Source organism: Streptomyces sp. NPDC046931 (assembly GCF_040644655.1).
Taxonomy (GTDB): Bacteria; Actinomycetota; Actinomycetes; order Streptomycetales; family Streptomycetaceae; genus Streptomyces.
The window spans coordinates 54,483-80,824 of record NZ_JBEYWX010000014.1 but is presented as its reverse complement, the minus strand read 5'-3'; the positions used below and the strand labels follow the sequence as shown (position 1 = coordinate 80,824).

22 protein-coding genes and 2 pseudogenes are annotated in these 26,342 nt (G+C 71.5%); 15 read left to right on the top strand and 9 right to left on the bottom strand.

Features of this window, described 5'->3' with window-relative positions:
• Window positions 1-4: 4 nt before the first annotated feature.
• Window positions 5-772: pseudogene (locus ABZ876_RS23555) on the bottom strand (formate dehydrogenase subunit alpha); the annotation flags it as partial.
• Between the two features lie 138 nt (window positions 773-910).
• Between ABZ876_RS23555 and ABZ876_RS23550 the strand changes: the two are divergent.
• Window positions 911-1,237: a plasmid stabilization protein gene (locus ABZ876_RS23550; protein ID WP_361784473.1), complete on the top strand. Its 327-nt coding sequence runs from the start codon at window positions 911-913 to the stop codon at window positions 1,235-1,237.
• A 12-nt stretch (window positions 1,238-1,249) separates the two neighbouring features.
• Here ABZ876_RS23550 and ABZ876_RS23545 read toward each other — a convergent pair whose 3' ends face one another.
• Window positions 1,250-1,645 (bottom strand): hypothetical protein, encoded by a 396-nt coding sequence (locus ABZ876_RS23545; protein WP_361784470.1) that lies wholly within the window; start codon window positions 1,643-1,645, stop codon window positions 1,250-1,252.
• A 229-nt stretch (window positions 1,646-1,874) separates the two neighbouring features.
• Between ABZ876_RS23545 and ABZ876_RS23540 the strand changes: the two genes are divergently transcribed.
• A complete protein-coding gene (locus ABZ876_RS23540) occupies window positions 1,875-4,157 on the top strand; it encodes a catalase (protein ID WP_361784467.1) in 2,283 nt (760 codons plus the stop codon).
• 113 nt (window positions 4,158-4,270) lie between these two features.
• Here ABZ876_RS23540 and ABZ876_RS23535 read toward each other — a convergent pair whose 3' ends face one another.
• Window positions 4,271-4,942 carry a helix-turn-helix domain-containing protein gene (locus tag ABZ876_RS23535; protein WP_361784465.1) on the bottom strand — a complete coding sequence of 224 codons (672 nt, stop codon included), beginning with the start codon at window positions 4,940-4,942 and terminating at the stop codon, window positions 4,271-4,273.
• A 590-nt stretch (window positions 4,943-5,532) separates the two neighbouring features.
• Here ABZ876_RS23535 and ABZ876_RS23530 point away from each other — a divergent pair.
• Together ABZ876_RS23530 and ABZ876_RS23525 are read left to right on the top strand one after the other, a co-directional pair.
• Window positions 5,533-5,895, top strand: coding sequence for an ANTAR domain-containing protein (locus tag ABZ876_RS23530; protein ID WP_361784462.1), 363 nt, complete (start codon window positions 5,533-5,535; stop codon window positions 5,893-5,895).
• 181 nt (window positions 5,896-6,076) lie between these two features.
• Window positions 6,077-7,171, top strand: a complete 1,095-nt coding sequence (locus ABZ876_RS23525; protein WP_361784460.1) for an alpha/beta hydrolase — start codon at window positions 6,077-6,079, stop codon at window positions 7,169-7,171.
• Between the two features lie 69 nt (window positions 7,172-7,240).
• Here ABZ876_RS23525 and ABZ876_RS23520 read toward each other — a convergent pair whose 3' ends face one another.
• From ABZ876_RS23520 to ABZ876_RS23510, 3 genes are all read right to left on the bottom strand, one after another.
• Window positions 7,241-8,080, bottom strand: coding sequence for a ribonuclease BN (locus tag ABZ876_RS23520; protein ID WP_361784457.1), 840 nt, complete (start codon window positions 8,078-8,080; stop codon window positions 7,241-7,243).
• A gap of 316 nt (window positions 8,081-8,396) precedes the next feature.
• Complete coding sequence (locus tag ABZ876_RS23515; RefSeq protein WP_361784454.1) at window positions 8,397-9,749, bottom strand: cytochrome P450; 1,353 nt, start codon at window positions 9,747-9,749, stop codon at window positions 8,397-8,399.
• 1 nt (window position 9,750) lies between these two features.
• Entirely contained in the window at window positions 9,751-10,308 is a 558-nt protein-coding gene (locus ABZ876_RS23510) for a glycosyl hydrolase family 28-related protein (RefSeq protein ID WP_361784451.1), read from the bottom strand.
• A 178-nt stretch (window positions 10,309-10,486) separates the two neighbouring features.
• On the opposite strand from ABZ876_RS23510, the gene ABZ876_RS23505 reads away from it, so the two are divergent.
• The 3 genes from ABZ876_RS23505 to ABZ876_RS23495 are packed head-to-tail and all read left to right on the top strand — an operon-like array spanning window position 10,487 to window position 11,829.
• Window positions 10,487-11,338, top strand: a complete 852-nt coding sequence (locus tag ABZ876_RS23505) for a glycosyltransferase family 2 protein (RefSeq protein ID WP_361784448.1) — start codon at window positions 10,487-10,489, stop codon at window positions 11,336-11,338.
• The gene (locus ABZ876_RS23500; protein ID WP_361784842.1) at window positions 11,257-11,670 is read left to right on the top strand and encodes a hypothetical protein; all 414 of its coding nucleotides are present in this window, start codon (window positions 11,257-11,259) and stop codon (window positions 11,668-11,670) included. The genes ABZ876_RS23505 and ABZ876_RS23500 overlap by 82 nt, the downstream gene beginning before the upstream one ends.
• A gap of 3 nt (window positions 11,671-11,673) precedes the next feature.
• Window positions 11,674-11,829 (top strand): hypothetical protein, encoded by a 156-nt coding sequence (locus ABZ876_RS23495; RefSeq protein WP_361784445.1) that lies wholly within the window; start codon window positions 11,674-11,676, stop codon window positions 11,827-11,829.
• 268 nt (window positions 11,830-12,097) lie between these two features.
• Here ABZ876_RS23495 and ABZ876_RS23490 read toward each other — a convergent pair whose 3' ends face one another.
• A complete protein-coding gene (locus ABZ876_RS23490; protein WP_361784442.1) occupies window positions 12,098-12,817 on the bottom strand; it encodes a hypothetical protein in 720 nt (239 codons plus the stop codon).
• 408 nt (window positions 12,818-13,225) lie between these two features.
• On the opposite strand from ABZ876_RS23490, the pseudogene ABZ876_RS23485 reads away from it, so the two are divergent.
• The 6 genes and pseudogenes from ABZ876_RS23485 to ABZ876_RS23460 all read left to right on the top strand — a co-directional run.
• Window positions 13,226-13,723, top strand: a pseudogene (locus tag ABZ876_RS23485) (hypothetical protein); the annotation flags it as partial.
• A 9-nt stretch (window positions 13,724-13,732) separates the two neighbouring features.
• Window positions 13,733-15,157, top strand: a complete 1,425-nt coding sequence (locus ABZ876_RS23480; protein ID WP_361784814.1) for a hypothetical protein — start codon at window positions 13,733-13,735, stop codon at window positions 15,155-15,157.
• The gene (locus ABZ876_RS23475) at window positions 15,154-16,659 is read left to right on the top strand and encodes a VWA domain-containing protein (RefSeq protein WP_361784439.1); all 1,506 of its coding nucleotides are present in this window, start codon (window positions 15,154-15,156) and stop codon (window positions 16,657-16,659) included. Before ABZ876_RS23480 ends, ABZ876_RS23475 begins: the two co-directional genes overlap by 4 nt.
• A gap of 81 nt (window positions 16,660-16,740) precedes the next feature.
• On the top strand, window positions 16,741-17,853 hold the full coding sequence (locus ABZ876_RS23470) for an AAA family ATPase (protein ID WP_361784436.1): 1,113 nt from the start codon (window positions 16,741-16,743) through the stop codon (window positions 17,851-17,853).
• The gene (locus ABZ876_RS23465; RefSeq protein WP_361784433.1) at window positions 17,850-20,690 is read left to right on the top strand and encodes a hypothetical protein; all 2,841 of its coding nucleotides are present in this window, start codon (window positions 17,850-17,852) and stop codon (window positions 20,688-20,690) included. The genes ABZ876_RS23470 and ABZ876_RS23465 overlap by 4 nt, the downstream gene beginning before the upstream one ends.
• 129 nt (window positions 20,691-20,819) lie before the next feature.
• Complete coding sequence (locus ABZ876_RS23460; RefSeq protein ID WP_361784431.1) at window positions 20,820-21,272, top strand: ATP-binding protein; 453 nt, start codon at window positions 20,820-20,822, stop codon at window positions 21,270-21,272.
• Window positions 21,273-21,404: 132 nt separating this feature from the next.
• Here ABZ876_RS23460 and ABZ876_RS23455 read toward each other — a convergent pair whose 3' ends face one another.
• Entirely contained in the window at window positions 21,405-23,000 is a 1,596-nt protein-coding gene (locus tag ABZ876_RS23455; protein WP_361784428.1) for a glycerol-3-phosphate dehydrogenase/oxidase, read from the bottom strand.
• Entirely contained in the window at window positions 22,997-23,608 is a 612-nt protein-coding gene (locus tag ABZ876_RS23450) for a TetR/AcrR family transcriptional regulator (protein WP_361784425.1), read from the bottom strand. The genes ABZ876_RS23455 and ABZ876_RS23450 overlap by 4 nt, the downstream gene beginning before the upstream one ends.
• 74 nt (window positions 23,609-23,682) lie before the next feature.
• Here ABZ876_RS23450 and ABZ876_RS23445 point away from each other — a divergent pair, with 74 nt between their 5' ends.
• Together ABZ876_RS23445 and ABZ876_RS23440 are read left to right on the top strand one after the other, a co-directional pair.
• The gene (locus ABZ876_RS23445) at window positions 23,683-25,278 is read left to right on the top strand and encodes an FAD-binding oxidoreductase (RefSeq protein ID WP_361784422.1); all 1,596 of its coding nucleotides are present in this window, start codon (window positions 23,683-23,685) and stop codon (window positions 25,276-25,278) included.
• Window positions 25,279-25,378: 100 nt separating this feature from the next.
• A complete protein-coding gene (locus ABZ876_RS23440) occupies window positions 25,379-26,257 on the top strand; it encodes a YegS/Rv2252/BmrU family lipid kinase (RefSeq protein ID WP_361784419.1) in 879 nt (292 codons plus the stop codon).
• Window positions 26,258-26,342 lie beyond the last annotated feature (85 nt).

Here is a 26,342-nt window from a genome sequence, read left to right as displayed (position 1 = left end):
CCGCTCACAGCTCCGTTCCCGTGTGGTCGTCGATGCCTGCCCGGACACGGTAGGACCGCACGAGTTCGACGGACGCCGGGCCCCGGGGCCGCCGGCCCGGACGGATGTCCACGGCGTACGCCTTCGTCTCCTGGATGTGCGTGTTCGGGTCCAGCGACAGGTGCAACAGCTCGTTGGCGGCGTCGCCGGTGCTGTAGCCGTTGGGACCCCAGTGGTAGGGCAGGCCCACCTGGTGCGGGATGCGCCCGTGCACCGTCAGCGGTGACATCCGGTCGGTGACCAGCACCCGCGCCTCGATCACCCCGCGCGCGCCGACGATCGTCGCCCATCCGGTGTGCGCAAGGCCCCGCTCGGCGGCGAGCTCCGGGGACACCTCGCAGAAGAACTCCGGTTGCAGCTCCGCCAGATAGGGCTGCCAGCGGGACATGCCGCCCGCCGTGTGGTGCTCGGTGAGCCGGTAGGTGGTCGCCACGTACGGGAACACCTCCGAGCCGGGTTCGTCGCCGCTCGGCTGGTAGCGGTTGTTCGGGTGCGGGGGCAGCAACTGCCGTACGGGGTTGCGCTGCTGCTCGTACAGCAGGTTCGTAAACGGCGAGTCCTGCGGCTCGTAGTGCACCGGCAGCGGCCCGTCGGTGACGCCGGACGGCACGTACAGCCAGGCCTTGCCGTCGGCCTGCATGATGAACGGGTCCCTGCCCGACAGGGCCTCGGGACCGGTGGCGCCCTGGGGTGGCTCGTGATCGGGCGGCTTGTCCTTCTTGAAGTCGGGCACGGGCGGGAGGGAACGGCCGGGAGCATCACCCGAATGGCGCGCATGGCGCCGTTTCGGTACCGCGAGGCGGGAAACCCAGGAAGCGGCGTCGCGGCGGGATGGCCGCGGCGCCGCACGAACCCAAGGAGTTGGTCCCTTATGGCGGCGAAGTCAGGTTCCAAACGGGAACGGCAGTACGAGCACATCAAGGAGAGCGCCCAGGAGCGCGGGGCCTCGACCGGGCGGGCCAAGGAGATGGCGGCGCGAACGGTGAACAAGCAACGAGCCCAGGCGGGCGAGACGAAGTCCTCCCGGTCCTCCTCGAGCAGGAGCGGCTCCCCGGGCGGATCGTCCCGGTCCTCGGGCGGCGGTTCGTCGCGGTCCGGACCCACCCGCGACGAACTGTACGAAGAGGCCAAGCGCAAGGGCATCGAGGGGCGGTCCTCGATGAACAAGCAGCAGCTGTCCAGGGCCCTCGGGCACTGAGTGGAAGGCGGGTCAGGGATCCACTCGCCGCTGCCCCCGCAGCCGTTCGTTGTGCCACGCGACGGCCCGCCGGATCTGTGACTCCTGCAACCCGGTGCGGCACGCGAGATGCACCAGGGACAGCACCGGCGGGCCGGTGGTGAGCGCTCGGGTGATCTTGGCCGCCCAGAGCTCCTCAGCCACGAAGGGGCGATGCCGGTACGTCTCCCGAACGGCCTGGAAATGAGCGTCGCTGCACGCGGTGACAAGACGAAGACCGTCGAACCAGTCGTGACCCCTCCGTGCGGAGGAGGAGTCCGGAACACAGCCCCGCACCGCGTCGCCGCCCGGGAAGGCCGCGGCGCACAGATCGCACAACTCCACAGCAAACGCCTCGGCGCGCGGTGCGCCCTTCTTCCGCCGACTCATCCGGCCTCCCAGGAAGGAAGACGACCCGGTGCGCACCGCCCGCCGCGGGGCGTGGCCGCGGGTGGCTCCATGGATCGCTCGAGCCCTACGAGTTGCCCGGCACGCCGACGGTGAAACGGACCCGCTCACCCCTCGGTTCGGAGCGCGCTGGTGCGCCGCCCTGTCCGACGTAGGAAATGTGCTCGTAAATTCCCCGTTTGCCTCATTTGATATGTGCAGGAGGAAGTTCATGGCCGAGGCCAACCCCGTCAAGCGTGCGGCGCAGAAGCTCACGGACAGCATGCACGGCAGCGACGGCGCTGGGCCGGAGGAGGGCATTCCAGGGAAGCCCGGACCCGAATCGCCGCAGTTCGAGGAGCCCACGGAGCCCCGTGACCCGCTTTCGCCGAAGCCGGACCAGAGCGGTCCCGACACCATGTCACCGACCGGTCGGCCCACGGGTGCCGACCAGGCGGTGATGGCCCAGGGCGGCAGCTATCTGACGACCGCGCAGGGCGCCCGGCTGTACGACACCGACCACTCGCTGAAGGCCGGGCCGCGTGGACCGGTGCTGATCCAGGACCACCATCTGCGTGAGAAGGTCATGCACTTCGACCACGAGCGCATCCCCGAGCGGGTGGTGCACGCCCGTGGCGCGGCCGCGCACGGTGTCTTCCAGAGCTACGGCACGGCGGCCTCCGTGACCAAGGCCGCCTTTCTCGCCAAAGACGTCGAGACCCCGGTGTTCGTCCGGTTCTCCACGGTGCTGGGATCCCGCGGTTCGTCCGACACCGTACGCGACACCCGGGGATTCGCCACCAAGTTCTACACCGGCGAAGGCGTCTTCGATCTCGTCGGCAACAACATCCCGGTGTTCTTCATCCAGGACGCGATCAAGTTCCCGGACGTCATCCACGCCGGCAAGCCGCACCCGGACCGGGAGATCCCCCAGGCGCAGAGTGCGCACGACACGTTCTGGGACTTCGTCACCCTGCACACCGAGGCCACCCACCACACGCTCTGGAACATGTCCGACCGCGGCATCCCGCGCTCGTTCCGCATGATGGAGGGCTTCGGTGTGCACACCTTCCGCCTGGTGGACGCGAAGGGCGGGACGACACTGGTGAAGTTCCACTGGAAGCCCAAGCTCGGCGTCCACTCCCTGGTGTGGGAGGAGGCGCAGATCATCAACGGCGTCGACCCCGACTTCCACCGCCGGGACCTCGCCGACGCCATCGAGGCGGGCGCCTACCCGCAGTGGGAGCTCGCCATCCAGACCTTCCCCGACACCCCTGAACAGACCTTCGAGGGCATCGACCTGCTGGACCCGACGAACATCGTCCCGGAGGAACTCGCCCCCGTGCAGCCCATCGGGCTGCTCACCCTGAACCGCAATCCGTCGAACTTCTTCGCCGAGACCGAGCAGGTCGCCTTCCACGTGGGCCACCTCGTCCCAGGCATCGACATCACCGACGACCCGCTGCTCGCGGGGCGGCTCTTCTCCTATCTGGACACCCAGATCACGCGCCTGGGCGGGCCCAACTTCCCCCAGCTGCCCATCAACCGCCCGCACGCCCCCGTGAACGACATGCTGCGCGACGGCATGCACCAGACGGCCGTGCACCGGGGCGTCGCGCCGTACCGGCCCAACTCCCTCGACGGCGGCTGTCCGTTCGCCGCCGGAGCGGACAACGGCGCGTACGTCGAGGCGCCGGTGCTTGTTCCGGAAGCCACAAAGGTACGTCAGGCCCCCGAGTCGTTCGCGGACCACTTCAGCCAGCCCCGCCGGTTCTGGCTCAGCATGAGCCCGGTGGAACGCGAGCACATCATCGGCGCCTACACCTTCGAGTTGGGCAAATGCTACGAACAGACCGTCAAGGAACGGGCGTTGCAGGTCCTGGCCAACATCGATCCCGAACTGTGCGCACAGGTCGCCGCCGGCCTCGGCCTGCCGGAACCCAAGCCCAGCGTGCCCCTGGCCGAGGTCGAACCCAGCCCGGCACTGTCCCAGGTCGGACACACCTGGCCCACGAGCGGACGCATCATCGGCATCGTGACCGGCTCGGACGGCGACCTCGACGGGGTCCGAGACGTGCGCAACGCGGTGCTGGAAGCGGGGATGGTGCCGCTGGTGGTGGCGCCCACCGGCGGCAAGCTCGGGGCAGCCGACGGCGCGCTGACGGTGCAGCGCACCTATGTGACCGCTCGCTCCGTCGAGTTCGACGCCATCCTGCTGGCCGGAACACCCGGCGTGGGCAGCGACGCCTACGGCGCCCGCGATGCCAAGGGCGCTCCCGCCGCCACCAGGCGGGCGACAAGCGATCCGCGGGTCGGCCTGCTGCTGTCCGAGGCCTTCCGCCACGGCAAGGCCATCGGTGCCTGGGCGGGCGGCGAGGCGGCGCTGGAGGCGGCCGGCGTACCCGCGGACGCGCCCGGAGTGGTGATCGGCGACAGCGGCACTGCCACTCTGCAGCACCTCATCGGCCTCCTGGGCGCGCACCGGGTCTGGGACCGCTTCACCGCGGGTGGCTGAGGGCCCCCGCCGACACCGGCCCCTGGGCCCCGGTGGCCCTCGTGTCCACGCCCGGCGTAACTCCACCGGGCGCGGACACGGCGCCGGTGAGCACGGCCGGTCGGCGGTGCCGGTCAGCGAGCGTTCCTCCGCAGGGTCGTCTGCGGCGTCCGGCCGTAGGCCCGGCGGTAGAGAGCGGAGAAGCGTCCCGGGTGGTGGAAGCCCCAGCGGGCCGCGATCCCGGTGACCGTGACGCCGCTGTAGGGGTCGGCCGCGCGGAGATCCCGGTGGGCGTGGGCGAGGCGGACCTGGCGCAGATAGCCGAGGGGAGTGGTGTCCAGGTGCCGCCGGAAGGCGTACTGGAGCGTGCGGATGGTGACGTGGGCGGCTGCCGCGATGTCGGCGACCGTGATGTCCTGGCCTGCGTGGTCGTCGATGTAGGCGACGGCGCGCCCCAGGGCCGGGGGCCGGGCGTCGGCGCGGTCGGCGGCGGTGGGTTCGCTCGGCGCGTTCGTGGGGAAGGCGGCGAGGACGCTGGCGGCCAGGTGCTGGGTGGCGGTGGAGAGGACCAGGGGCTGGGCGGCCAGGGCGGGTTGCGCGAGGATGGCCCGCAGGTGGGCGATGGTCCTCTTCAGGTGCTCGGCGGCGGGGGAGTGGGGCCGGTGCCCGGTCAGACGTACCGGCTCCGGACGTGAGCGCGCGGCGAGGTCGGCGACGTCGGTGAGCAGGCCGGGGTCGAGCATGGTGATGTTGTAGCGGGCCTGGCGGATACGTCCGCTGTAGGGCAGCTCCGGTGGGCGAAGCACACGATGTCACCGGGACCGAAGTCGTCCCGGACTCCGTGGAAGGTGTGCTCCTCGATGGTGCCGGCGTGTACGACGCAGAGGCAGAGCCTTCCGAGCGGGGTGACCGAGTAGTCCATGTCGAACCGCAGGTCCAGTTCGTCGGTGCTGACTCGGTCCGTGGCGTGACGAGCCAGCCGAGTGCGGCTGCCGTCGCTGCTGCTGCCGATGCGCATCCTCGCGTACGCCTGGCTGAGGAACGCCTCGGTCTTTCCCAGATCATCACTGTCGAAGGCCAGCGTGTCCATGGTCGCCGGCTGCCCTCTCTTCGCGGGCGTATGTCCTCGGGGCGGGCGGCTCGCCGGAACGGAGCCCACGCACGGGTATGACGCACGGCTTTGCGAGGCACCGTCGGAGGGCGGGCGCGTGGCAGTGGCGTGACCACTCGGCGAGGTCGGCGGGCCTTGCTTTCGTTCCCCGTCCTGCGCGGCCTGAGCTTTTCCTTTGCCGTATCGCGACACGGGCCCGCCGAGTGCAGAGTGGGCCGGGAAGAGATCGTGGCGTTCCGTGTGGACGGCCGGTTTCGCGACTCCCCCCGCCCGGAAGGTGTGTCCATGGCGTTCTCCGCCCCCTCCGGGCGTCACCCCCTGGAACGGCCGTCCGTGACAGACCTCGCCCGGGACGTCCGGCGGCTCCGTACGGAGAACGAGCGGCTTCAGCGCGCCCTCGGCGCGGACGCCACCCAGCATCAGGCCGTCGGAGTCCTCGCCGCGCTGGGCCGGATCGCTCCGGAAGCCGCGTGGCGGGTCCTGCGGGACGTGGCGCAGCGCTCCGGCACCGACCTCGACGACTTTGCCGAGGGTCTGGTGACGTTCGCCCAGGGCGGCGACCTCCCCGACCGGCAACTGGGCGAACTACGGCGGGCACTCGACCGGGACGCGACCGATTCCGGGGTGGAGACCTCCGTCAGGGCCTGACCCCCGCGGCGACCCGAACGGCCCACCGCTCGGACACGGGTGGCAGCGGCCCGCAAACGTCTCGCGTGCGCAGCCCACCCGAGCGGGCCTACGGCGCCACTCCTTCGGCCCGGTTCGGCGGGCCGGGCGGCGGCGACCACTGAAGGCTCGCTGCGGAAGAACCCCTCGGAAGGAGGAGCCCATGAGCGCCACCCGACGCTCTCGCCGCCTGCGCAAGCCCCTGTCCGGCCTGACGGCGCTGGCCACGACCGCAGCCCTCGCCGTCGCCGTCCCGGCCCTGGCCACCCCGGCCGCCGCCGCCTCCAAGGCGACCTGCGGCGACCCCCGGCAGAGCCTGGAGCCGACCGCCCAGGAGTTCCTCGACAAGCTCGCCGCGGCCGGCGGCCCGCCGATCCAGGACCTCTCGCCCGAGGCTGCCCGCAAGACGCTTCTGGACCTTCAGGCCGCCTACCCGGTGGCCAAGCTCCCGGCCGACACCATGACGCGCACCATCCCCGTCGGACCCACCGGCTCGGTCTCGATCCGCGTCGTCCGGCCGCCGGGCGCGTCCGGCACGCTGCCCGCGGTGATGTACTTCCACGGCGGCGGCTGGGTGCTCGGCGACGCCTCGACGCACGATCGGCTCGTACGGCAGATCGCCAACGCCGCCAACGTCGCGGTGGTGTTCGTCGAATACACCCGGTCGCCGGAGGCAAAGTACTCGGTCGCCAACGAGCAGGCGTACGCCGCCACCCAGTGGGTCGCCCAGCACGGGAACGAGATCGGCGTCGACGGGTCGCGGCTCGCCGTGGCCGGTGACAGCGTCGGCGGCAACATGACCGCCGCCGTCACCCTGATGGCCAAGCAGCGCGGCGGCCCCAAGTTGGCCCAACAGGTGCTGTTCTACCCGGTCACCGACGCCTCGTTCACCACCCCGTCCTACCAGCGCTTCGCCACGGGCTGCTGGCTCACCGCCGCTGGCATGAAGTGGTTCTGGAACGAGTACGCCCCCGAGGCCGCCGTGCGCACCCAGCCCACCGCCTCTCCGCTGCGCGCCACCGCCTCCGAGCTCAGCGGCCTGCCGAAGGCGCTGGTGATCACCGACAGCGATGTGCTCTCCGACGAGGGGCGTGACTACGCCGTCAAGCTGCGCTTGGCGGGCGTTCCCGTCACCCATGTCCACTACGAACACATGATCCACGACTTTGTGATGCTCAACGGGCTTGCCGACAGCGAGGCCGCCAAGTCCGCGGTCGCCCAGGCCGCGGACGCCCTGCGCAAGGCCCTGCACGGCTGACGCGCCCCTGTGCCGCCGGCGTGGACCACGTCGGCGGTCCCGGCCCCGTCCGGTCGCGCCGCCCGCCCCTCATCGGCTCGAGTACCGTTTCCCGGAGTGAGCCTCGTGGAGGTGGCGGCCCAGCAGGGCGCCTCCGAAGACGACGAAGCCGACTCCGATGAGCCAGGACTGGACGACGAGAACGGTGCCCACGGCACCGTAGGTGACGGCGTTGTTCACGATCAGCGGGGAGAACACCTGGTAGGAGAACCAGCGCAGGCCGACGAGGCCCAGCATGGTGGCCGCGGCCCCGGGCAGCAGCGCCCGCCAGGTCACCCGGCTGCCCAGCAGGAAGTGCTGGCCCCACCAGAAGAACAGCACGCCGAACACGACGGTCAGGAAGATGCGGACGCTGGACTGGAGGATCCCGCTCCGCAGGATCGCGCCACTCTGCACCTCGGCGAACAGATAGGCCGTCAGAGCCGTGAGCCATACGGCGCGGCGCCACACGGTGTGCCAGCGGCCCGCGGGCAGATCCCACACCCTCTCGTAGCCCGTCTGGACACTCGAGGCGAAGGTGAGTCCGAACAGAGCGAGGGCGAAGACGCTGAAGGCGCTGGTGGCGCTGAGCACCGTGCGCGGTGCGCCGAACAGGTGGTCGACGGCGTGCGCGGGGCGCCCCGTGAGGCTCATGCCGTCGGTGACCCAGGAAGCGAAGCCGCGCTGCTGGAAGGGCGCCGCGGCCGCGACGACGATCAGCAGCGGCGCGAGGGTGACCAGGGCCAGAGCGGCGAAGCCCATGGACCGGTGCAGCAGTTCCATCTCGCTGCCGTGCTGCCAGAACCGTCCGGCGGCCGAGTTGTGCCAGCGGGTGTGCCGTCTGCGGTGCTGGGGCCGCTCGTCCGGGGGCGGGCCCGGGGAACCCGTCATGCGTCCCCCGGTTCCCGAACCACTCTCGGCCGAAACCCCCTGGTCCCGCAGATCACCCCGGCGGTACGGGAAGGGCCGGCACCGCGGCGTGCACGATGCCGTAGGGGTCCGCTAAACTGATCTTGTGCACGGCGCTGAACCACGGCGCTGGTGCGATGCGTTGGTGGTCCAAGGAAAGACGCCCCGCTTCCTGCGGGGAGATGCAGGTGCAAGGCCTGCCCGGCGCTCGACAGGACCCCGCTTCCGGTATGCCGGAGGCGGGGTCCTCAGTGTGTTCCGGGACCCGTGCACGTCCGGCGTCCGGGGCGGTCGGCCGTCACCGGTCGCTTCGGCGCGTGACAAGCAGGGGCAGCGCGTTGGGGCGGATCTGCACATGCTCGACGGCGCGGACACGATGCCGGGGGACCGGGTGGAGCCGCCATCGCGCCATGATGGCCGCCAGCGTGATCCGCATCTCGTGCCAGGCGAAGGTGTCGCCGATGCATTTGCGGTTCCCGGCCCCGAAGGGGATGTAGGCGCCGCGCGGCAGGTCACGCTCCGTCCGGTGCAGCCAGCGGTCGGGGTCGAATCGCAGGGGATCGGGAAAAGCGGCCGGGTCGCGGTGCAGTGCGGCCGCGCTGAGGATGAGCTCGGTCCCTTCGGGCAGCGGTACCGAGCGGATGGTCGTCGGCCGTGTGGTGCGCCGCATCATGAGCCAGTTGGGCTGGTACAGGCGCAGGACCTCGGTCAGGAACCGGTCCGTGTACGGGGTCGCGGCACAGGGCTCGGTGGCGATGCCCACGGCGTGGGCCTCCGCACCGATCCGGTCCTGGGCCCGGGGGTCGGTGCTGAGGACGTGCAGTGCCCAGGACAGGGTGGTGGCGGTGGTTTCCGCTCCAGCGATCAGGAGGGTCAGCAGTTCGTCACGTGCCTGCTCGTCGGTCATGGCCGGGGTGGCGCCGTCGGCGTGTCCCACCATGAGGGACAGCAGATCACCTTCGCCGGCGTGGAGCCGGGCGTGATGGACGGCACGCTCGGCGAGCCCGCGCAGGGTGGCGGCGGCGGCGAAGAAGCGCCGCCGGCCACGCGTGGGAAGGGAGGCGACCGGGGCGGGGAGCAGCGTGTGCAGAAACATCCCCTTGGTGAGCACATGCAGATACGAGGGGACCCGCTCGCCCATCTCGGCGAGGTCGGGGGGAATGTCGTGCGACGACGAGAACAGGGCGTGGATGATGACCTTCGCGGCCAGGCTGCGCATCTCCTCGTCGAGTCGGACGACGGATCCCGGGCGCCAGCCCTCGGCCGTCGCCTCGGCCAGTGCGGCCATGGTGGCCGCGTAGGCGGGCATCCGGTCGCGATGGAAGCCCGGCTGGAGGATGCGGCGCTGGCGTCGGTGGAACGCTCCTTCGGACAGGGCGATGCCGTTGCCCATGAAAGGTCGCGCCGTTTGGAAGAGGAGTCCTTTCCCGAGATTTCTGCTCTTCTCGGTGAGGCCTTCATGGACGGCTTCCGGTGAAGTGAGCACGAATGCCGGCCAGCCGCCGAGGAAGACCTGGACGACCTCGCCCTGATCGCGCAGGGAAGCGAAGAACCGGGAGCGGCTCGCCGCGAGCCTCGGCAGGTGCCCGAGGACCGGGCACCTGCCGACGGCGACGGGGGCGGAACGGAGCACATCCACCTTCTGGTGCAACTCAGTGACCTTTGACGAAGTCGATGACGTACCACTTGCTCTTGGACGCGTTGTAGACGGCGGTGACGAAGTCCCGTTTGTTCGCCGTGGTCGTCAGCGTGACCGAGGAGATGGTCGAGCCCAGGCCGAAGGCGGAGCTGAGGGTGAGGGTGCGGCTGCCCGTGCCGTCCTGGATGGGTTCCCGGACGGCGCGCTGCCCGTCGGTGGGGTTGGTGGGGGTGCCGAGGGTGCGGTTGCCGCCGAGGGTGACACGGAAGAGGTTTCCGAGCGCGGCGTTGGTGGCGATGGTCGCAGCGTCGGTCAGCGTCACCGGGGCCGGGCTGACCTTGGAGTCGGCGTAGTCCTTGCGGGTGAGGTGCTGGGCCTGTGTCGGGGCGGTCCCGGCGGATACGTCGCCCTCGTAGAAGGCGGAGTCGGCGCCGTAGACGAAGCCGGTGGCCACCGTGCCGCCCGAGGACGGTACGGCGTTGATGGCGCTTTGGACGGCGGTGGTGTCGTCGGTGCTTCCGTTGCCGGTCGCTCCGTAGTCCAGGACGTTGATCCAGTAGCTACTGGCCACGATGACTCCGTTCGCTGCTGTCCCGCAAAGGGAGGCGCTCCGGAAGAGGCGAAAGACGCCACTCCGGCCGCAGAGGACCGGCACGTGAGTGCGACCGAATGGAGGGACACGGGCCCGAAGAGCGCATTTCTGTTTGAAAGCGTTCGGGTTTCCTCGGTTACCGTAACGGCGCTGCTGAGTGGCCGTAAAGGCCCAGACCGAAAATCCCGTGGGGCTTTCCACGGTCGATCATCCGGGAAAGACGAGTGAAAAGACCGCGCTCAGACGCCAGTTCGGACGCCGCCACCCCCCGGTCCTTGTCGCCGCTGTTCCGGCACATAACGAGGAAGGCCGACTCGCTTCGGCCATTGCTTCCATCAAAGCCCAGCAAACGCCGGTCAGTCGGATTATCGTAATTGTCGACCGGTGTACCGACCGCGCGGCGGACATCGCGCGTGCGAGCGGTTGCCACGTCATCGAGACCGCGTACGACGACCGTCTGAAGGCAGGCGTGCTCAACCACGTGCTCCCGGGGCTTCTGGGCGGCCCGGAGGATACCGACCTTCTCCTGATCACGGACGCGGATTCCACGATCTGCCCGGAGTTCACCGAGGTCGCACTCCGCTGTCTGCACGCCCGCCCGGAAGTGGGCGCGGTCGGCGGGGTGTTCTACGGGCGGGGCGGCTCGGGACTGCTCGGCGCTCTGCAACGCAACGAATACGCACGCTACGCTCGCGAGGTCGCACGCCGTGGAGGACGGGCCACCGTGCTCACCGGCACCCGCGACCGTCTTCCGTGTCGAGGTACTGCGAACGGTGGCCGGGGCCCACGGCACACGGCTGCCGGGCCGGAAGGGCTGTGTCTACGACGCCGATGCACTGACCGAGGACAACGAGATCACCCTGGCCGTCGAACACCTCGGATGGGCCACTCTCTCTCCCCGCCAGTGCCGGGTCATCACCGAGCTTCATGCCCACCTGGGGCGACTTCGTCAGGCAACGGCTGCGATGGCAGCGCGGCGCGCTGGAAAACCTGCGGACTTACGGACTGACCCGCATCACGCTGCCGTACATCGTCAAACAGTGCGCGATGTACTTCGGGATCGTGGCCGTCTCACTGATGCTGTTCACGAGCATGCTCTTCGTGTACCTCGGGCTGTACACCGCCCCCCGCGGCCGGCTCTGGATCCCGCTCGCCGTCTTCGTCGCCGAGCGGGTGTGTACGGTGCGCCGCCAGGGGTTCATCGCCATGGCACTGGCGGCACCGCTCGTCTTCGAGTTCGCCTATGACGGCGTCCAGCCGTGGGTCTACCTGCGTGCGGCCGCCGACTCACTACGCAACAAGGGACGTCAGTGGCACCACCTCACGAAGGGCGAGGGATGACCGATGATGCACGGAAAGCGGACCTATATCGCCGCCTCCGTGGGAGCCGCGGGCGGCCCGTCGCTGCTCAGCACCGCCTACCGCCTGTGGTGGATCGTCATCACCCTCGTCGCCGCCGCGGCGGCCCTGTGGCGCCTCGTTCCCCGCAGGATGGAGTGACCGACCCGGCCGTGCTGCGCAGCGCCTGGCCGGCGAGGGCCAGGGGCTGTCCGGCATGGCGCCGGGCGAGATCCTCGGCCTGCCGGGTGGTCAGCCACGACAGACGGGCCGAGGGGGCTTCGGCCTCGTGGTGTGCGGTGCCCTACCGGGCGCGGGCGAGCAGATGACCCTTGGCCTCGCCGGCGAGTAAGGCGCCCGGATCAGGCGGCCGCCGGGGAGGCTTCCCACTCGGTCGGCCGGTGGTCCCCATGCCGCCGTGCGCCGATCGTTACTGACTCCTTCCCGCGACGGGTGCGGCTTCCTGGAATCCCGTTGCCGGTGCGGCGGAGCCGGCCCGGGTGTCCGTGGGCGGACGGTGACCGGACCAGGACGGATGGCTTTGCAGTCCGGACAGGCGGGCCGGAGTCGCCGTGGGTGTGCCGTAGGTCCGGGTCGACCGGCCGCCACGGACCGTCGCCTCCGCCAGGGCCAGGGCGAGCTGTTCGAGGCGGTTCTCCAGTGTGCGCAGCAGTTCCTCGTCCCGCTGGCGCAGGGATCCGAGCAGGTCCATGGCGCTCTCCTCATCGGCGAGCGCCGCGACGCTCTCACCGGCCCGGCAGGCCGCCAGCGCCTGGGCGGCGGCGGCGTACTCGCACTCCGTGATCCTCAGCATCTGGCGGTCGGTGGCCGGACGCCCGCCGAGCAGGACACCGTCCGCGATCACCGCGGCGGCCTCCAGAGGGATGCGCGCGGCGCGGACGGCGCCCGACGCGAGCGTCCGGACGAGGGCGGTGGCGTCGCTCAGCAGCCGGCGGGGCCGTAGCGCGCGGACATGGTCGTCGATGCGGTCGATGTGCGCCCGTACGTCGGCGAGAAGGTGTTCGAGTGTGTGGCGGTGCGGATGTGCCGGGGTGACAGCCAAATCCGCTCGCAGCATGTGGATGAGGGCGGCGTGGGTCTTCCGGGCGTCCTGTAGCACCGGAATGAGCGCGTCCGTCGTCACTGCCATTGCGCATGCTCCCTTGTGTGGGGTCGTGGGACGGCGGGAGGGGCGGACCTGCCTGCGGAGCGGATGTCCGGCGTGGGCCGGCCCCGGGATCAGCGTGTGCGAACGGGCCGAAGATCGCGCGGTGGCCTGGTCCATCCCGGGTGCGGCCGACGGTGGCTCCTTGCGGTGACAGCCGCCCGGCGGGACATCTGACGACAAGCCACCCGGCTAGCCCGTCCGGGTGCCGGGGAGCCGTGCGGCCGCCTGCCCGACGAGGCTCGCTCGGGGATTCGTTCGTCGCCCGGGGTTGCCGATGGCCGGGCGGGGCGGTGCGCGCTGCCGGAGGGCGATGTCAGTGGTCGCCACTATGTTCAGCCGTGTCCCGCCGATCCGGCGTGGAAGTCCCCTGGGCGCAAAGGAGATGGTGCGTTGTCGCATTGGGAGAAGTCGAGCACGGCACGCGTGACACCACCCGCGCGGCCGCGCAAGCTGGCCAAGGTGCCGTTCGTCGAGCTGGCCGACGGACGTCTGCAGGGAGTGGTGTCCAGCGGCTCGGACATCGAGCGGGTGTACGTCTCGTCGGTCGCGGCCGGGACCTACGCGTTCGCATGCAGTACCAACAACAACCGTCCCTGCGGCGGCGCACGGGGCTCGTTCTGCAACCACATCCGGGCTCTGGTCAACGAGGCCGTGTTGCAGTACGGCGCCGAGCGCGTCTCCCGTTATCTGCGCGTGGACGTCGCGGACGCCGGTCCGAGCGCGGAGACCGTCGTCTCGGCCATGACCGGCACCCGGCCCCCGCGGGCGGACACCAAGGCCGCCGCCGCCGTCTTCAGCCGGTTCCTGCGCCATCTGGCCTATCTGGAACTTGCCCCGACCACGGCGCCGTTGCCCGAGATGCAGTGGTTTGCCCCGACGAGGGCGGTGGTGGCGGCGATACCCCCGCGCGAGCCCGTTTCGAGTGGGGCGGAGCGCACCGGCCCGCTCGCCGAGCCCATTGCCGGACTGGACGATGCCCTGACGGCCGTCGACGCCTTCGACCGGACTCTCGTCGGCGGACTGCTCCGCCCGCGGCCCGACCAGGCCGCGGCCCTCGGTGAACTCGCCGACGCCGTCGCGGGGACACCGCTGGCCTCCAGGGTCGCCGAGGCCGCCCGGAAGGCAGCCGCCGCAGCCGCGGGCGAGGACGACTTCGTCGCCCTCGCCGCCGCCCGCACCGCGCTGCTGGGCGCCGTGCACGACGCCCTCATGGCGCGTGTGGCGGAGACGACCGGCCGGGGGCACGGCGAGGCGGATGCGGCCCCGGAGCCCGGTGCGCAACCGGCGGCGAACCTGCCGGCCGCCGCCCGCGCCTGGCTCTGCGATCTGGCGCGCGCCGGATGGCAGGGCATCGACCACGAGACGGTCTCCGGGGCGGCACAGGTCGTCTCCGCGATGCTCCCGGACCCCGCCCTGCGCCGCCTGGGGACCCTTCTCGACGGCTTCGCCGCCGAACTCGCCGCCTCGTGCCCCGGCGCGTCACTCGAACGGATCCCGGTACGCCGCTGGGGCGACCTGTGGTCACGGGCGATGCTCCTGACGCTCCCGCACTCCGCCGGCACGCCCACGGCCGGTACGGTCACCGGGCGCCTGCTGCCCCTCGGCGTCGACGTGCAGGAACACGCGACCGCCGCCCAGGCGCAGGTCCACGCGGTCCTGGAACCCGCCGACGGCACCACACCACGGCTGGTGCGGGCCAGTATCTCGGTGCCGAAGCCGGACACGGTTCTCGGAGCCGGTGTCTGGCAGCTGATGCGACCGCACATGTCGCTGCTGGCCGCGGCCGGTGAGGGCCGATCCATGGATCTGGTGGACATGCCGATCACCGCCGAAGGCGATTTGATCTGGAGTGAGGAGCACGCACGTCCGGGGGAGCCCGCGGACGCCTTCGCCACCGCCCGCGTCGCCCTGACCGTGGCGACGGCCGCGCCGGCCGCGCCACTGGACCGGCACCCGGCCCGTATCGCCGTACCCGTACTGCTGGAGGGATACGCCGTTCAGCAGGACGACGACACGCTGACGTTCACGGTCGCCGGTCACCGGCTCGCCGTCGACGCCGACCGGGCGCCTGGTGCGGGCCCCCTCGGGGCCGAGGCCGTGGCGGCGTCGAAGGCCTGCATCGGCCTGCTGCGCTGGGACGCCGGTGCGTTCAGCGTGCAGCCGCTCGCCGTCGAGACGGCCGTGCGCAAGAAGGCGGTGGCGGTGCACGCCGGAGCGTGGGCCGGCGGCACGGCCGACAAGGCCGGAGTCAAGGCCGAGAAGGCCGCCACCGATGCCGTCGCCGCGCTGCGGGAGCGCGCTGGGAGGCTGCTGCGGAAATGAGCGAGCAATCGACCGAGCACACGACCGAACAAGCCGCAGGTCGGACGACCGGGCAAGTGACCGGGCCGGCCACCGGCCGGACGACCGGGCGCACGGCTACGGCGGACGACGGGTCGGCAGCCCACGACAGCCGTCGCCAGGTCCTGTACTGGCGGCTTCTCGCCCGCCTCTTCGACCACGAGGAGCAGGCGACGCTCGAATCGGCGAGCCTCGCCGTCGTCGAGGACATCGGCCTGCCGCCCGCGCTGCTGGACCCGGCGACGTCCGTCGACTCGATCGTGCAGCGCCATCCGGAACTGGCCGGGGAGTTCGACGGCCTCATGGTGCCGGAGCCCGAGGAGGACGGCGCACGTGACCATGCGGCCGAGGTCCGGCGTGCGGCACTGGTGTCGAAGGTGCTGCTCAACGTCTTCGCCTCCGGCTCCGGCACGGTCACCGCCGCGCAGCTGTCCCGCTGGCAGTCCGACGCGGGCTGGCTGGAGCGCGCACTCGGCTGCAAGCCGGGCGATCTGCGTGGCGGCCGCGGCACGGGGGCCGGCGCCGCGGGCCCGGGCGTCAGCCCGACCGGCTCCGGCGGCCGCGGTACGACGCCCGATCTCAGCCGGCTGATCCCGGTGATCGGCCCGGAACTCGGTTCCATCGAGGCGGACCTCGTCAAGAGGATGCACCTGCGCGAGGTTCTCGCGGACCCGCAGCTCGCCTCCCGGCTGACACCGAGCATGTCGCTGATCGAGCAGCTGCTGCGCGACAAGAACAACCTCTCCGGTGTCGCCCTGGCCAACGCCAAGGCTCTGATCCGCCGTTTCGTGGACGAGGTCGCCGAGGTGCTGCGCACGCAGGTGGAGAAGGCCACGGTCGGCGCCCTGGACCGTTCTGTGCCGCCCAAGCGTGTCTTCCGCAACCTGGACCTCGACCGCACGATCTGGAAGAACCTCACCAACTGGAGCCCGGAGGAGGAGCGGCTCTACGTCGACCGCCTCTACTACCGTCACACCGCCCGCAAGACGACTCCCCAGCGGCTGATCGTGGTCGTGGACCAGTCGGGCTCGATGGTCGACTCGATGGTCAACTGCACGATCCTGGCGTCGATCTTCGCCGGGCTGCCCAAGGTGGACGTCCACCTCATCGCCTACGACACACAGGCGCTCGACCTCACGCCGTGGGTGCACGACCCCTTCGAGACCCTGCTGCGCACCAACCTGGGCGGCGGCACCGACGGCACGGTCGCCATGGCGCTGACCCAGCCGAAGGTCGCCGAACCCCGGAACACCGTGGTCGTCTGGATCTCCGACTTCTACGAATGGCGCACCGAGCAGCTGTTCGAGAGTATGTCCGCCCTGCACCGCTCCGGGGTCAAGTTCATCCCCGTCGGCTCGGTGACCAGCTCCGGCCGCGGCAGCGTCAACCCATGGTTCCGGGAGCGCTTCAAGGACCTCGGCACGCCGGTGATCTCCGGCCACATACGCAAGCTGGTCCATGAACTCAAGACGTTTCTCGCCTAGTTCTTCCGGTTCCTCACCCGGTCGTTCGTTCCGTCATTCGCTCATGCATTCGTTCAGTCGTCCACTGTGAAAGGCCCTGACATGTCCGACCTGTTGCGCGCTCCCGCCGAGACCAAGTACGCCGAGGAGCTGGACTGGCTGGAGTCGATCGACGACGGCCCCAAGCCCTTCGCCTGGCGTCTGTCCCCGAAGATGGTCCGGCTGTTCATCCTGGGCTCCGAGCGCTCCGACGGTCTCGACCGTGACATACCGCAGAAGTGGTTCGGCGACCGCAGCTTCGTCGAGCGCTCCATCGTCACACTGGCCTCCGACCGCGGTCTGCTGCTCATCGGCGACCCCGGCACCGGCAAGAGCTGGCTGGCGGAACTGCTGTCCGCCGCCATCTGCCGTAATTCCACCCTGGTGGTACAGGGCACGGCCGGCACCACGGAGGACCACATCAAGTACTCCTGGAACGTGTCCATGGTGATCGCCAAGGGCCAGTCGCGCGAGTCGATGATCCCCTCGCCGATCATGACCGCGATGGAGACCGGTGCGATCGGCCGCTTCGAGGAACTCACCCGCTCCACCAGCGACGTCCAGGACGCACTGATCTCGATCCTGTCGGAGAAGTACATCTCGGTCCCCGAGCTGGACAGCGACAACATCGTCTTCGCCAAGCCCGGCTTCTCCGTCATCGCCACCGCCAACAGCCGCGACCGGGGAGTCAACGACCTGTCCTCGGCCCTCAAGCGCCGCTTCAACTTCGTCCGCATCCCGGTGGTGACGAACAAGAAGAGCGAGGCGGAGATCGTCCGTTTCCGCACCGAGGAACTGCTGCGCCGGCACCGCATCGAGCTGGACGTGCCGCCCACGCTGCTCGACGTGCTGCTCCAGAGCTTCGCCGATCTGCGCGCCTCGGCCGCCGCGGCGTCCGGCGACGACGAGAGGCTGGAGTCCGCGCTGTCCACCGCCGAGCAGATCGGTGTGCTCGAGGACGCCATTCTGCACGGCAACTTCTTCGGCGAGCGCATGCTGACCGCCCGCACACTCGCCTCCTCGCTCGTGGGATCGCTGGCCCGCCGCGAGCCGGAGGACCTGGCCATCCTCAACAAGTACCTGCACGGGGTCGTCGAACCGCGCAGCAAGGAAGAGGGCGGATCCTGGCCGGAGTTCCTCGAGGGCGGCCGCGACACGATCGCCACCCTGTCATGAGCGGCACGGGGGAAGAAACGTTCGACGCCCTGCGCTCGCAACTCCAGCAGGCCGCGGCTGCGTTCGCCGACGGGCCGGACGCCCTGGAGGGCATCCTGCTCGGCATCGTCGACGACGTCGACCGAGCGGTGCGGGAGCCACTGGAGATCTTCCCGGTCTGCCACCACTCGCCCGCCTCGGCGACCGCGATGGCGCGTCGGCTGCGGGAGAAGCAGCCGAAGGTGGTGTATCTGGAGCTGTGCGAGGACATGGCGCCGCTGCTCACCGAACTGCGCAACTGCCGACTCCCGGTCGCGGTGCAGGCGTTCGCGACCGAGGTCGACGGCTTCCCGGCCGACTGGGCGCCCCTGTCGGTGGTCGCGCCGATCACCGAGGCTTCGGCCGAGTACCAGGCGATCGCCTACGCGCTGGACACACCGGGTGTCGAGCTGGTGCTCGTCGACCGCTCCTCGGACCATGTGTTCCAGTGGGAGCCGCGCGACACGGCGTCCGCCGAGCCGGCCGATCCGGACGCGCCGCCGGCCGAGGAGGAGGCCGCGCTGCATGGGGACGCGGTCGGCGTGGAGATCGGCGACCTCAGGCCGCGCTTCGCCGAGCTGGAGGAGCATCTGCTGCGCCACGGCCGGGTACGGCACTGGTCGGAATGGTGGCACCAGTACGTCGAGCTGCCGCTCGGCGACTGCGACCACGACACCTACCGGCAGGTCATGCTTCTGATCGGCAGTCTGTTCCGGCGACTCGCCCCCGGGGATCCGCGACGGGTGCGCGTTGACGAGGACCGCGAGCGCCATATGTGGACCAGGATGCGCGCACACCTCGCCGCGACCGGTACCGATCCCGCGGACTGCCTCTATGTGTGCGGTGCGTTCCACACGGCCAGCCGTGTCGCGGAGTTCGGCGTCCACGGCACCGACACCTTCGAGATCAGCCCGCCCAGCGCCACCAAGTGGCAGCACGGCCTGATCCCGTCCAGCCACACGGCGATCGAGGCACAGTTCGGCCTCGCCGCCGGCTCCGTGTCGATCGCCGCCACGGTGTGGGCGAAGAACCTCAGGCGCACGGGGATACGGCCGTACCGCCTGGACGGTCAGGCGGGCGCGAAGACGACCGCGGCAGCCAAGAGGACCAAGGCGACCGGGAAGAGCGCGGCAACCGGGACGACGGGCGCTGCGGCCGTACCCGAGCCGGCGGCCCCGTCCGCGGACCGGCTGTCCGCGTTCCTCCAGCGGGCGCCGGTGCTCGACCGGCTGGACGAGGCGGAACTGCTCGGCTGGTCGGTGGAGATCGTGCGCGCAGCACGCCGCAACGGCTACCTCGCCTCCACCGCCGACGCCATCGCGGTGTTCGAGACGTCGATCCTGCTGGCCGGGATGCGCTACCGGGCCAAGCCCACGCCGTACGACTTCCAGGACGCGGCGGTCACCTGCATCGAGAAGGACTCCGTGCCGGGCCGACGCGATGTGCGCCGCCTGGTGGAGATCATGATGGGCGGCGACCGGATCGGCCAGGTCGGCTACGACGCCCTGCCGCCCCTTGCGCGCGACGTGCACGACCGGCTCGCGCCGCTCGGCCTGAAACTCGGACAGCGCGGTGTGCAGCGGGCCTTGCTGGACATCGCCTCCCGTCCGGAACTCCGGCGGTGCTCCGATGTGCTGTGGATGCTGCGCCGTCTGATGCCCCAGGGCGCCGCGCGGCCGATCATGGGCGAGCGGCGGCTCGGCGAGCGGTCCATCCAGGAGTCCTGGGACCTCGCGCTCGGCACCCACCAGCGGGCGCTCATCGAACTCGGCTACGAAGGCGTCAGCATCGAGCAGGTCCTGGAGCAGCGCCTGCGGCGCACGGCGTACGCTCCGCACGCCACCGCGGCGACCGTGCTGGAGACCGTGGAGGACGCGACGCTGTACCTGCGCAGCCGCCGCCTCGCCGACGAGCTGGGCACACATGCCCTGGAGGTGCTGTCGAGGGAACGGGGCGTCGACGGCGCGCCCGAGGTGCTGCGCCGGGTACGACGGCTGCTGGCCTACCACCGCACCTGCGAACCGGTGCTGCCGCCGTGGATCGAGTCCTTCGTCAAGGCCGGCTACGCCCACTACTGCACCCTGCTGCCGGCGGCGTTCACCGACGAGGAGGCGACGGTCCGTCAGGTCGCGGCGACCATGGGCTTCCTGTTCGGCATGGAGAGCCTCGCGCTGTCGCTGGGCTGCGACCGGACCCAGCTGGAGCTGGCCGTCGCGCAGTCCCATCCGCAGGAGCCGTCGAAGACGGCCCTGTTGTGGGCGGCTCAGGTGCAGCTCGGACATCTCTCGCGCGCGGAGCTGAGGGCCCGGTGCGACGACCTGCTGGACAACCTGTTGGTCGTCCCCGCGTATCCGCGTTATCTCAGCGGATTCCTGCACGCGCTGGAGCCGGTCCCACAGCTGGCCGACTTCGTCGTGGAGGCCGTGTCGAACGCGTTCGCACGGTTGCCGGATCCGGTGCTGCTGCCCTGGCTGCCGACCCTGATCACCACATTGCGGTCCGACGGTGCCGAGCTGGCTCCGCTGCTGATCCGTGAGGCCGGGCGCATCTTCCCCGGCCGGCTGCCGGCGCTGGACGCATGGGTTCCGCCGTGGCGGGACCAGCCCGGCCCCCAGGCCGATCCATCGGCCGGGCGCGCCGGGGTCGGCCGGGGCGTCGCGCTGCTCGCCGCCCACCCGGCCGCATGCGATGCGGTGGCGGGGATCCTGGGCTGCGACGAGGCCTGGGAGCGGGCGGAACCGGGACCGTCCGGCGTGGCGCTGCTCGTCCGCCACCCCGGTACGGCGGTCGCGCTGGAGGCGTTGCTGGCAGCCCCCTGACGCGTGCGGGGCCATGTCCCCGGTGGCCGAGGGGCGTCTCCCGTCCGCCTGCGGCACGGCGGCGGCCGCAGGAATACCTCACCCCCGACCGAACGTTTAGTCGGTCGGAGGTGAGGTGCCATGCGGCCCATGGGTATTCCGCACAGGCTTCGCCATCAGGTCCGGCCGGTCGGGTGCGCGCAGGAAGCCGCCCGGCCGATCCACCGCCGTGCATGGCTGCTGTGTCCCCGCCCCGAGGCGGCGGGGCGGGCCCGTCGTCGTGCCCGGACCTTCCTCGAGCGCCGGCGGATGGACCAGTACACCATCGACCAGGTGCTGCTGCTGGTGTCGGAACTGGTCACCAACGCCGTGGAGCACGCCCGGCCGCCGATCGTGCTGCATGTCCAGATCGGACCGCGTCGGATACGGGTCGAGGTCACCGACAGCGGACCGGCCCGCCGCGAGGCCGCGTGGGCGGCGAGTTGCGGCCCGGACGAGCGCGGCCGGGGCCTGCGCATCATCGACGAGGTCGCCACGGCCCATGGCGAGGGCCATGCGCACCACCGCACCCTGCACTGGGCGGACCTGACCACCGCCGCCTGACCGTGCCGCGCGCTCCGGCGGCGGCACCTCGGCAGCGCGGCACGGCGGAACGCGATGCCGCCGCGCGCGGGACGAGCGGCCCGGCACCCAAGGGTGCCGGGCCGCTCCGGGTGTTCCGGTACGGGCCGCCCGTCAGTGGCTGCCCGGGTCCTCGCCGAGTACCTCCTGTGCGGTCTCCACAGCGGTGGCGCGGTCGTCGGGAACCAGTCCGATGCGGGTGCGGCGGTCCAGCAGGTCGGCCGTGTCGAGCGCTCCTTCATGGCGTACGGCCCACAGCAGCTCGGCGCGGGTCACCGGGTGGCCTTCCAGGACCGGTTCGGCCAGCCGGGGGTCGCTCACGGCCAGGGCGTGCACGGCCGGCGCCTCGGTGCCGTACCGGTTGATCAGACGCCGCGGTGCGTGCAGGGCGCTCAGCGTCTCGGACGACGCGGCGCCGACCAGGGGAAGGCCGGCGGTGGGCGAGGGCCCCGCGACCAGACGGCGGGCGGCGATCGCGGCGTCGACGGCGTCCTGGGCCATCCGCCGATAGGTGGTCAGCTTGCCGCCGACCACGGTGATCACGCCCTCCGCAGAGGTGAGGACCGCGTGCCTGCGCGAGATGTCGGCGGTCCTCGGTGCCGCGCCGGAGCCCCCGGCCGGTGTGGTGTCCAGCAGGGGACGCAGTCCGGCGAAGGCGCCCACCACGTCGTCGCGGTGCACCGGGATGTCCAGGGCGGAGCCGAGGACATCGAGCAGAAAGCCGATGTCGGTCTCGGGTACGGAGGGCACGTCCGGGACATCGTCCACGGGCTCGTCGGTGAGGCCGACGTAGACCCGGCCGTCGCCCTGGGGCAGCACGAGGACGAAACGGCTGGTCTCACCCGGGATCGGGATGTGCAGGCCGGCGGGCAGGAAGCCGAGCCGGTCCGCGCGCAGCACGAGGTGGGTGCCGCGGGAGGGCCGTATACGGACCCCGTCCACCAGACCGCCCGCCCAGACGCCGGAAGCGTTGATCACCGCGCGGGCCCGGATCTCGCCCTCGCGCCCGGTGAGTTCGTCGCGTACCCGGGCCCCGGACGAGGTCAGCTCCAGCGCCCGTACACGGGTCAGTATCCGTGCGCCCCGCGCCGCGGCGGTGCGCGCGATCGCGGTGACCAGGCGGGCGTCGTCGGTCACGCGTCCGTCCCAGGAGAGCAATCCGCCGCGCAGGCCCGCGGCGCGCAGCGCGGGGGCCAGGTGGCGCGTCTCCGCCGCGGAGAGCCTGCGCGGCGCGGGCAGCGTCGCCCGCGCCGTGCGTGCCGCCAGGCGCAGCGAGTCACCGGCCCGGAAGCCGGCCCAGGCCAGGGCGGCCTGGCCGCGGGAGACCAGGGGGGTGAGCGGCAGCACGAACGGCTGGGCGCGCACCAGATGGGGGGCGGTGCGCTCCATCAGGATGCCGCGTTCGAGTGCGCTTTCGTGGGCCACGTCGAACTGCGCCGAGGCGAGATAGCGCAGACCGCCGTGGATGAGCTTGGAACTCCAGCGGGAGGTGCCGAAGGCCAGGTCGTGGGCGTCGATCGCGGCCACCGTCACTCCGCGGGCGGCGGCGTCCAGGGCGGCGCCCGCGCCGGTCGCGCCGAGACCGACGACCAGGACGTCCACGGGCGGCCCGCCGACGGTCTCGTCCAGTTCGCGCAGGCGGCGGGCGGCGGTCAGGGACGTGCCCGGAGCGGGCTGCCCCGAAGAGGCCGGGCTGCTGCTGGAACTCATGGTGTGAGGGTCCTCTCGAGGATGGTCCGCAGTTCTCCGTAGAAGGCCTCCGTGCCCAACTCGGCGTCGTCCTCCTCGGTCATGGTGCGCAGCGACAGGGTGAAGGACTGGGCGACCAGGAGCAGGGACCTGGCCTGCCGTTCGGGGTGGCCGGGGCGTACCGACCCGTCCGCCTGGCCCTCCCGGAGGGCTTCGGTGAGCAGTTCGAGGAGGGCTTCCTGGCTCGCTCCCCGCCGGTCGAGCACATAGGGGAGGAGGAGTTCCGGATCCACGTCGATGATCTTGCGGAAGAGCGGATGGCGGCGGAAGGCGTCCACGCCCTTCACGAGCCCCTCCACGATCAGGGTGCGGGCGTCCGTCCCCCTACCGCGCTCGGGCATCGCGCCGGTGGCCACCGCGATCCACTCCCGCGTCATCAGGTCGCCGACCAGCGACCGCACATCGGGCCAGCGGCGGTACAGCGTCATCCGGGAGACGCCGGCACGGCGGGCCACGTCGGTCAGTGTGGTGCGTCGGACACCGACGGCCAGGACGCAGTCGCGGACCGCGTCGAGTACCGGGTCGTTGTCCGAGGCGTTGTCCGAGGCGTTGTGACGAATAGGCGTCATGTGTAACAGTGTAACGCCCCCTGCGGCAGCGCAGGAGACGGCTCTTTTCACGACGACCGGTGAGGACAAGCACCATGGACATGCTGTGGAGCGGCTGGGGCGACCCGGCCCGGGCCACGCCGCTGCCCGACACGGTGATCGGGCTGCTGCGCGACATGCTCGGAGTGAAGCCGCGCGACGCCGAGCCGGTCGCCCTGGAAGAGATCACCGTGCCCGAGCCACCCCTGGATCCCGCCGCGCACCAGGCCCTGCTGGCCGCCGTCGGCGCCGATGAGCACCTGCGCACCGACGCCGAGTCGCGCATCCGGCACACCCGCGGCAAGTCCACCCCCGATCTGCTCCGCATCCGCAACGGCGACGTGGGCGACCTCCCCGCGGCCGTGGCGCTCCCGGCGGGCCACGACGAGGTCCTCGCGGTGCTGAAGGTCTGCGCCGACCACGAGCTGGCCGTCGTCCCGTTCGGCGGCGGCACCTCCGTCGTGGGCGGCCTCGCCCCCGAACGGCGGCGCCCCTTCGTAGCCCTGGACCTGCGCCGCATGGACGGCCTGCTCGACATCGATCCGGTCTCCCGCACCGCCACCTTGCAACCCGGCCTGCGGGCCCCGCAGGCCGAGGCGCTCCTGGCCGGACACGGCTTCACCCTCGGCCACTTCCCCCAGTCCTACGAGTGGGCCACCATCGGCGGATTCGCCGCCGCGCGTTCCAGCGGACAGGCGTCCGCCGGCTACGGCCGCTTCGACGAGATGGTGCTCGGCCTCACCCTCGCCACCCCCGCCGGGACCCTCGAAGTGGGCCGCGCCCCGCGCTCGGCCGCCGGACCCGACCTGCGCCAGCTCGTCCTCGGCTCCGAGGGTGCGTTCGGCGTCATCACCTCGGTGACGGTACGGATCCGGCCCGTCCCGCACACCTGCGTCTACGAAGGGTGGCGTTTCGACTCCTTCGAGGAGGGCGCCGCCGCACTGCGGCGCCTGGCCCAGGACGGGCCGCGCCCGACCGTACTGCGCCTGTCGGACGAGACCGAGACGCTCATCGGCCTGGCCCAGCCCGACGCCATCGGGGCCTCCGGCCTGCCGCAGGCCGCCGGATGCCTGGCGATCGTCGGATACGAGGGCACCGAGGAGGACACCACACACCGACGGGAACGGGCCGCGGCCGTGCTGCGCGACTGCGGTGGCACGCAACTGGGCCAGGAGCCGGGGGAGCGGTGGGCCCACGGCCGCTACTCGGCTCCCTACCTCCGGGACGCGCTGCTGGACGCCGGAGCGTTCGCCGAGACGCTGGAGACCGCCGCCTTCTGGTCGCGACTGCCGGGACTGCACGCCTCCGTCCGCGAAGCGCTCACCACGACGCTCACCGACGCGGGCACACCGCCCCTGGTGATGTGCCACATCTCGCACGTCTACGAGAACGGCGCCTCGCTGTACTTCACCGTGGTCTCCGCGCAGGGTGACGATCCCGTGGCGCACTGGGCGCCGGCCAAACAGGCCGCCAACGAGGCGATCATGGCGGCGGGCGGCACGATCAGCCATCACCACGGCGTGGGCACCGACCACCGCGACTGGTACGTCCGTGAGGCCGGGCCTCTCGGCATCGGCGCCCTCCAGGCCGTCAAGCGCCGACTGGACCCCACCGGTCTGCTCAACCCCGGCGTCCTTCTGCCCACCGACTGATCCCCGCCCGCACCCCGCGTACTCTCCTCCCACACACCCCTCCCTCCCGCACACCACCCGCATGGTCCACGACCGTCAGGCGCCCCCCGGAGGCACACCGATGCGACAGTTCACCGCGATCGTCAACCCCGCCGCCGGCGGATCCGCCGGGGTCGCGGCACTGCTCCGGGTGGCGCGAGCGCTGCGGGAGGCCGGCGTGGAACTGGAGACCGAGTACAGCCGCAGCCTGCCGCATGCCCAGGAGCTCGCCCGGGAGGCCGGACGACGGCAGCGGGTCGTCCTGGCCGTCGGCGGCGACGGCATCGTCGGCGGCATCGGTGGCGCCCTCAGCGGCACGGACACGCTCTTCGGCCTGATCCCGGCCGGCCGCGGCAACGACTTCGCCCGCGCGCTCGGCCTGCCCACCGAGCCGGACGCACTGGCCCGGGTACTGCTCCACCACGCTCCCCGTTCCGTCGACACCATCGAAGTGGAGTCCGCCCACGGCCGCAGCGTCGCCCTCGGCAGCGTGTACGCGGGCGTCGACGCGCTCGCCAACCGCCATGCCAACCGCTCCACCCTTCTGAAGGGCGCCGCGTCCTACTACGCGGGCGGACTGCGAGCCGTCGCCGCCTGGCGGCCGGCCGGCTACCGGGTCACCGTCGACGGCGAGGAACTGACGCACCGCGGCTACACCGTCGTCGCCGCGAACTCCGCCTACTACGGCTCCGGCCGCATCATCGCCCCCGACGCCCGTGTCGACGACGGGCTGCTCGACGTGGTGATGATCCGTGAGGCGCCGCGCCGGCTCTTCTTCGCCCTGATGAACGAGCTCAAGTCCGGGGCCCACGTCCACCGGCCTCAGGTGCGGATCGTGCGCGGCACGGAGGTCCGCATCGAGGCCGACCGGGATGTCCCCTTCGGCACCGACGGGGAGGTCGACGCCGTCCTCCCCGTCACCGCCAGAGTGCTGCCCGGAGCGCTCTCCGTACTGTGCTGACGGCGCACGGCGCACGGTGGTGAAGTGCGCGATCCCGGGAAGACGGCCGAAGTGATCTTCGAGTCGTACCCGTGAGGGGGAGTGC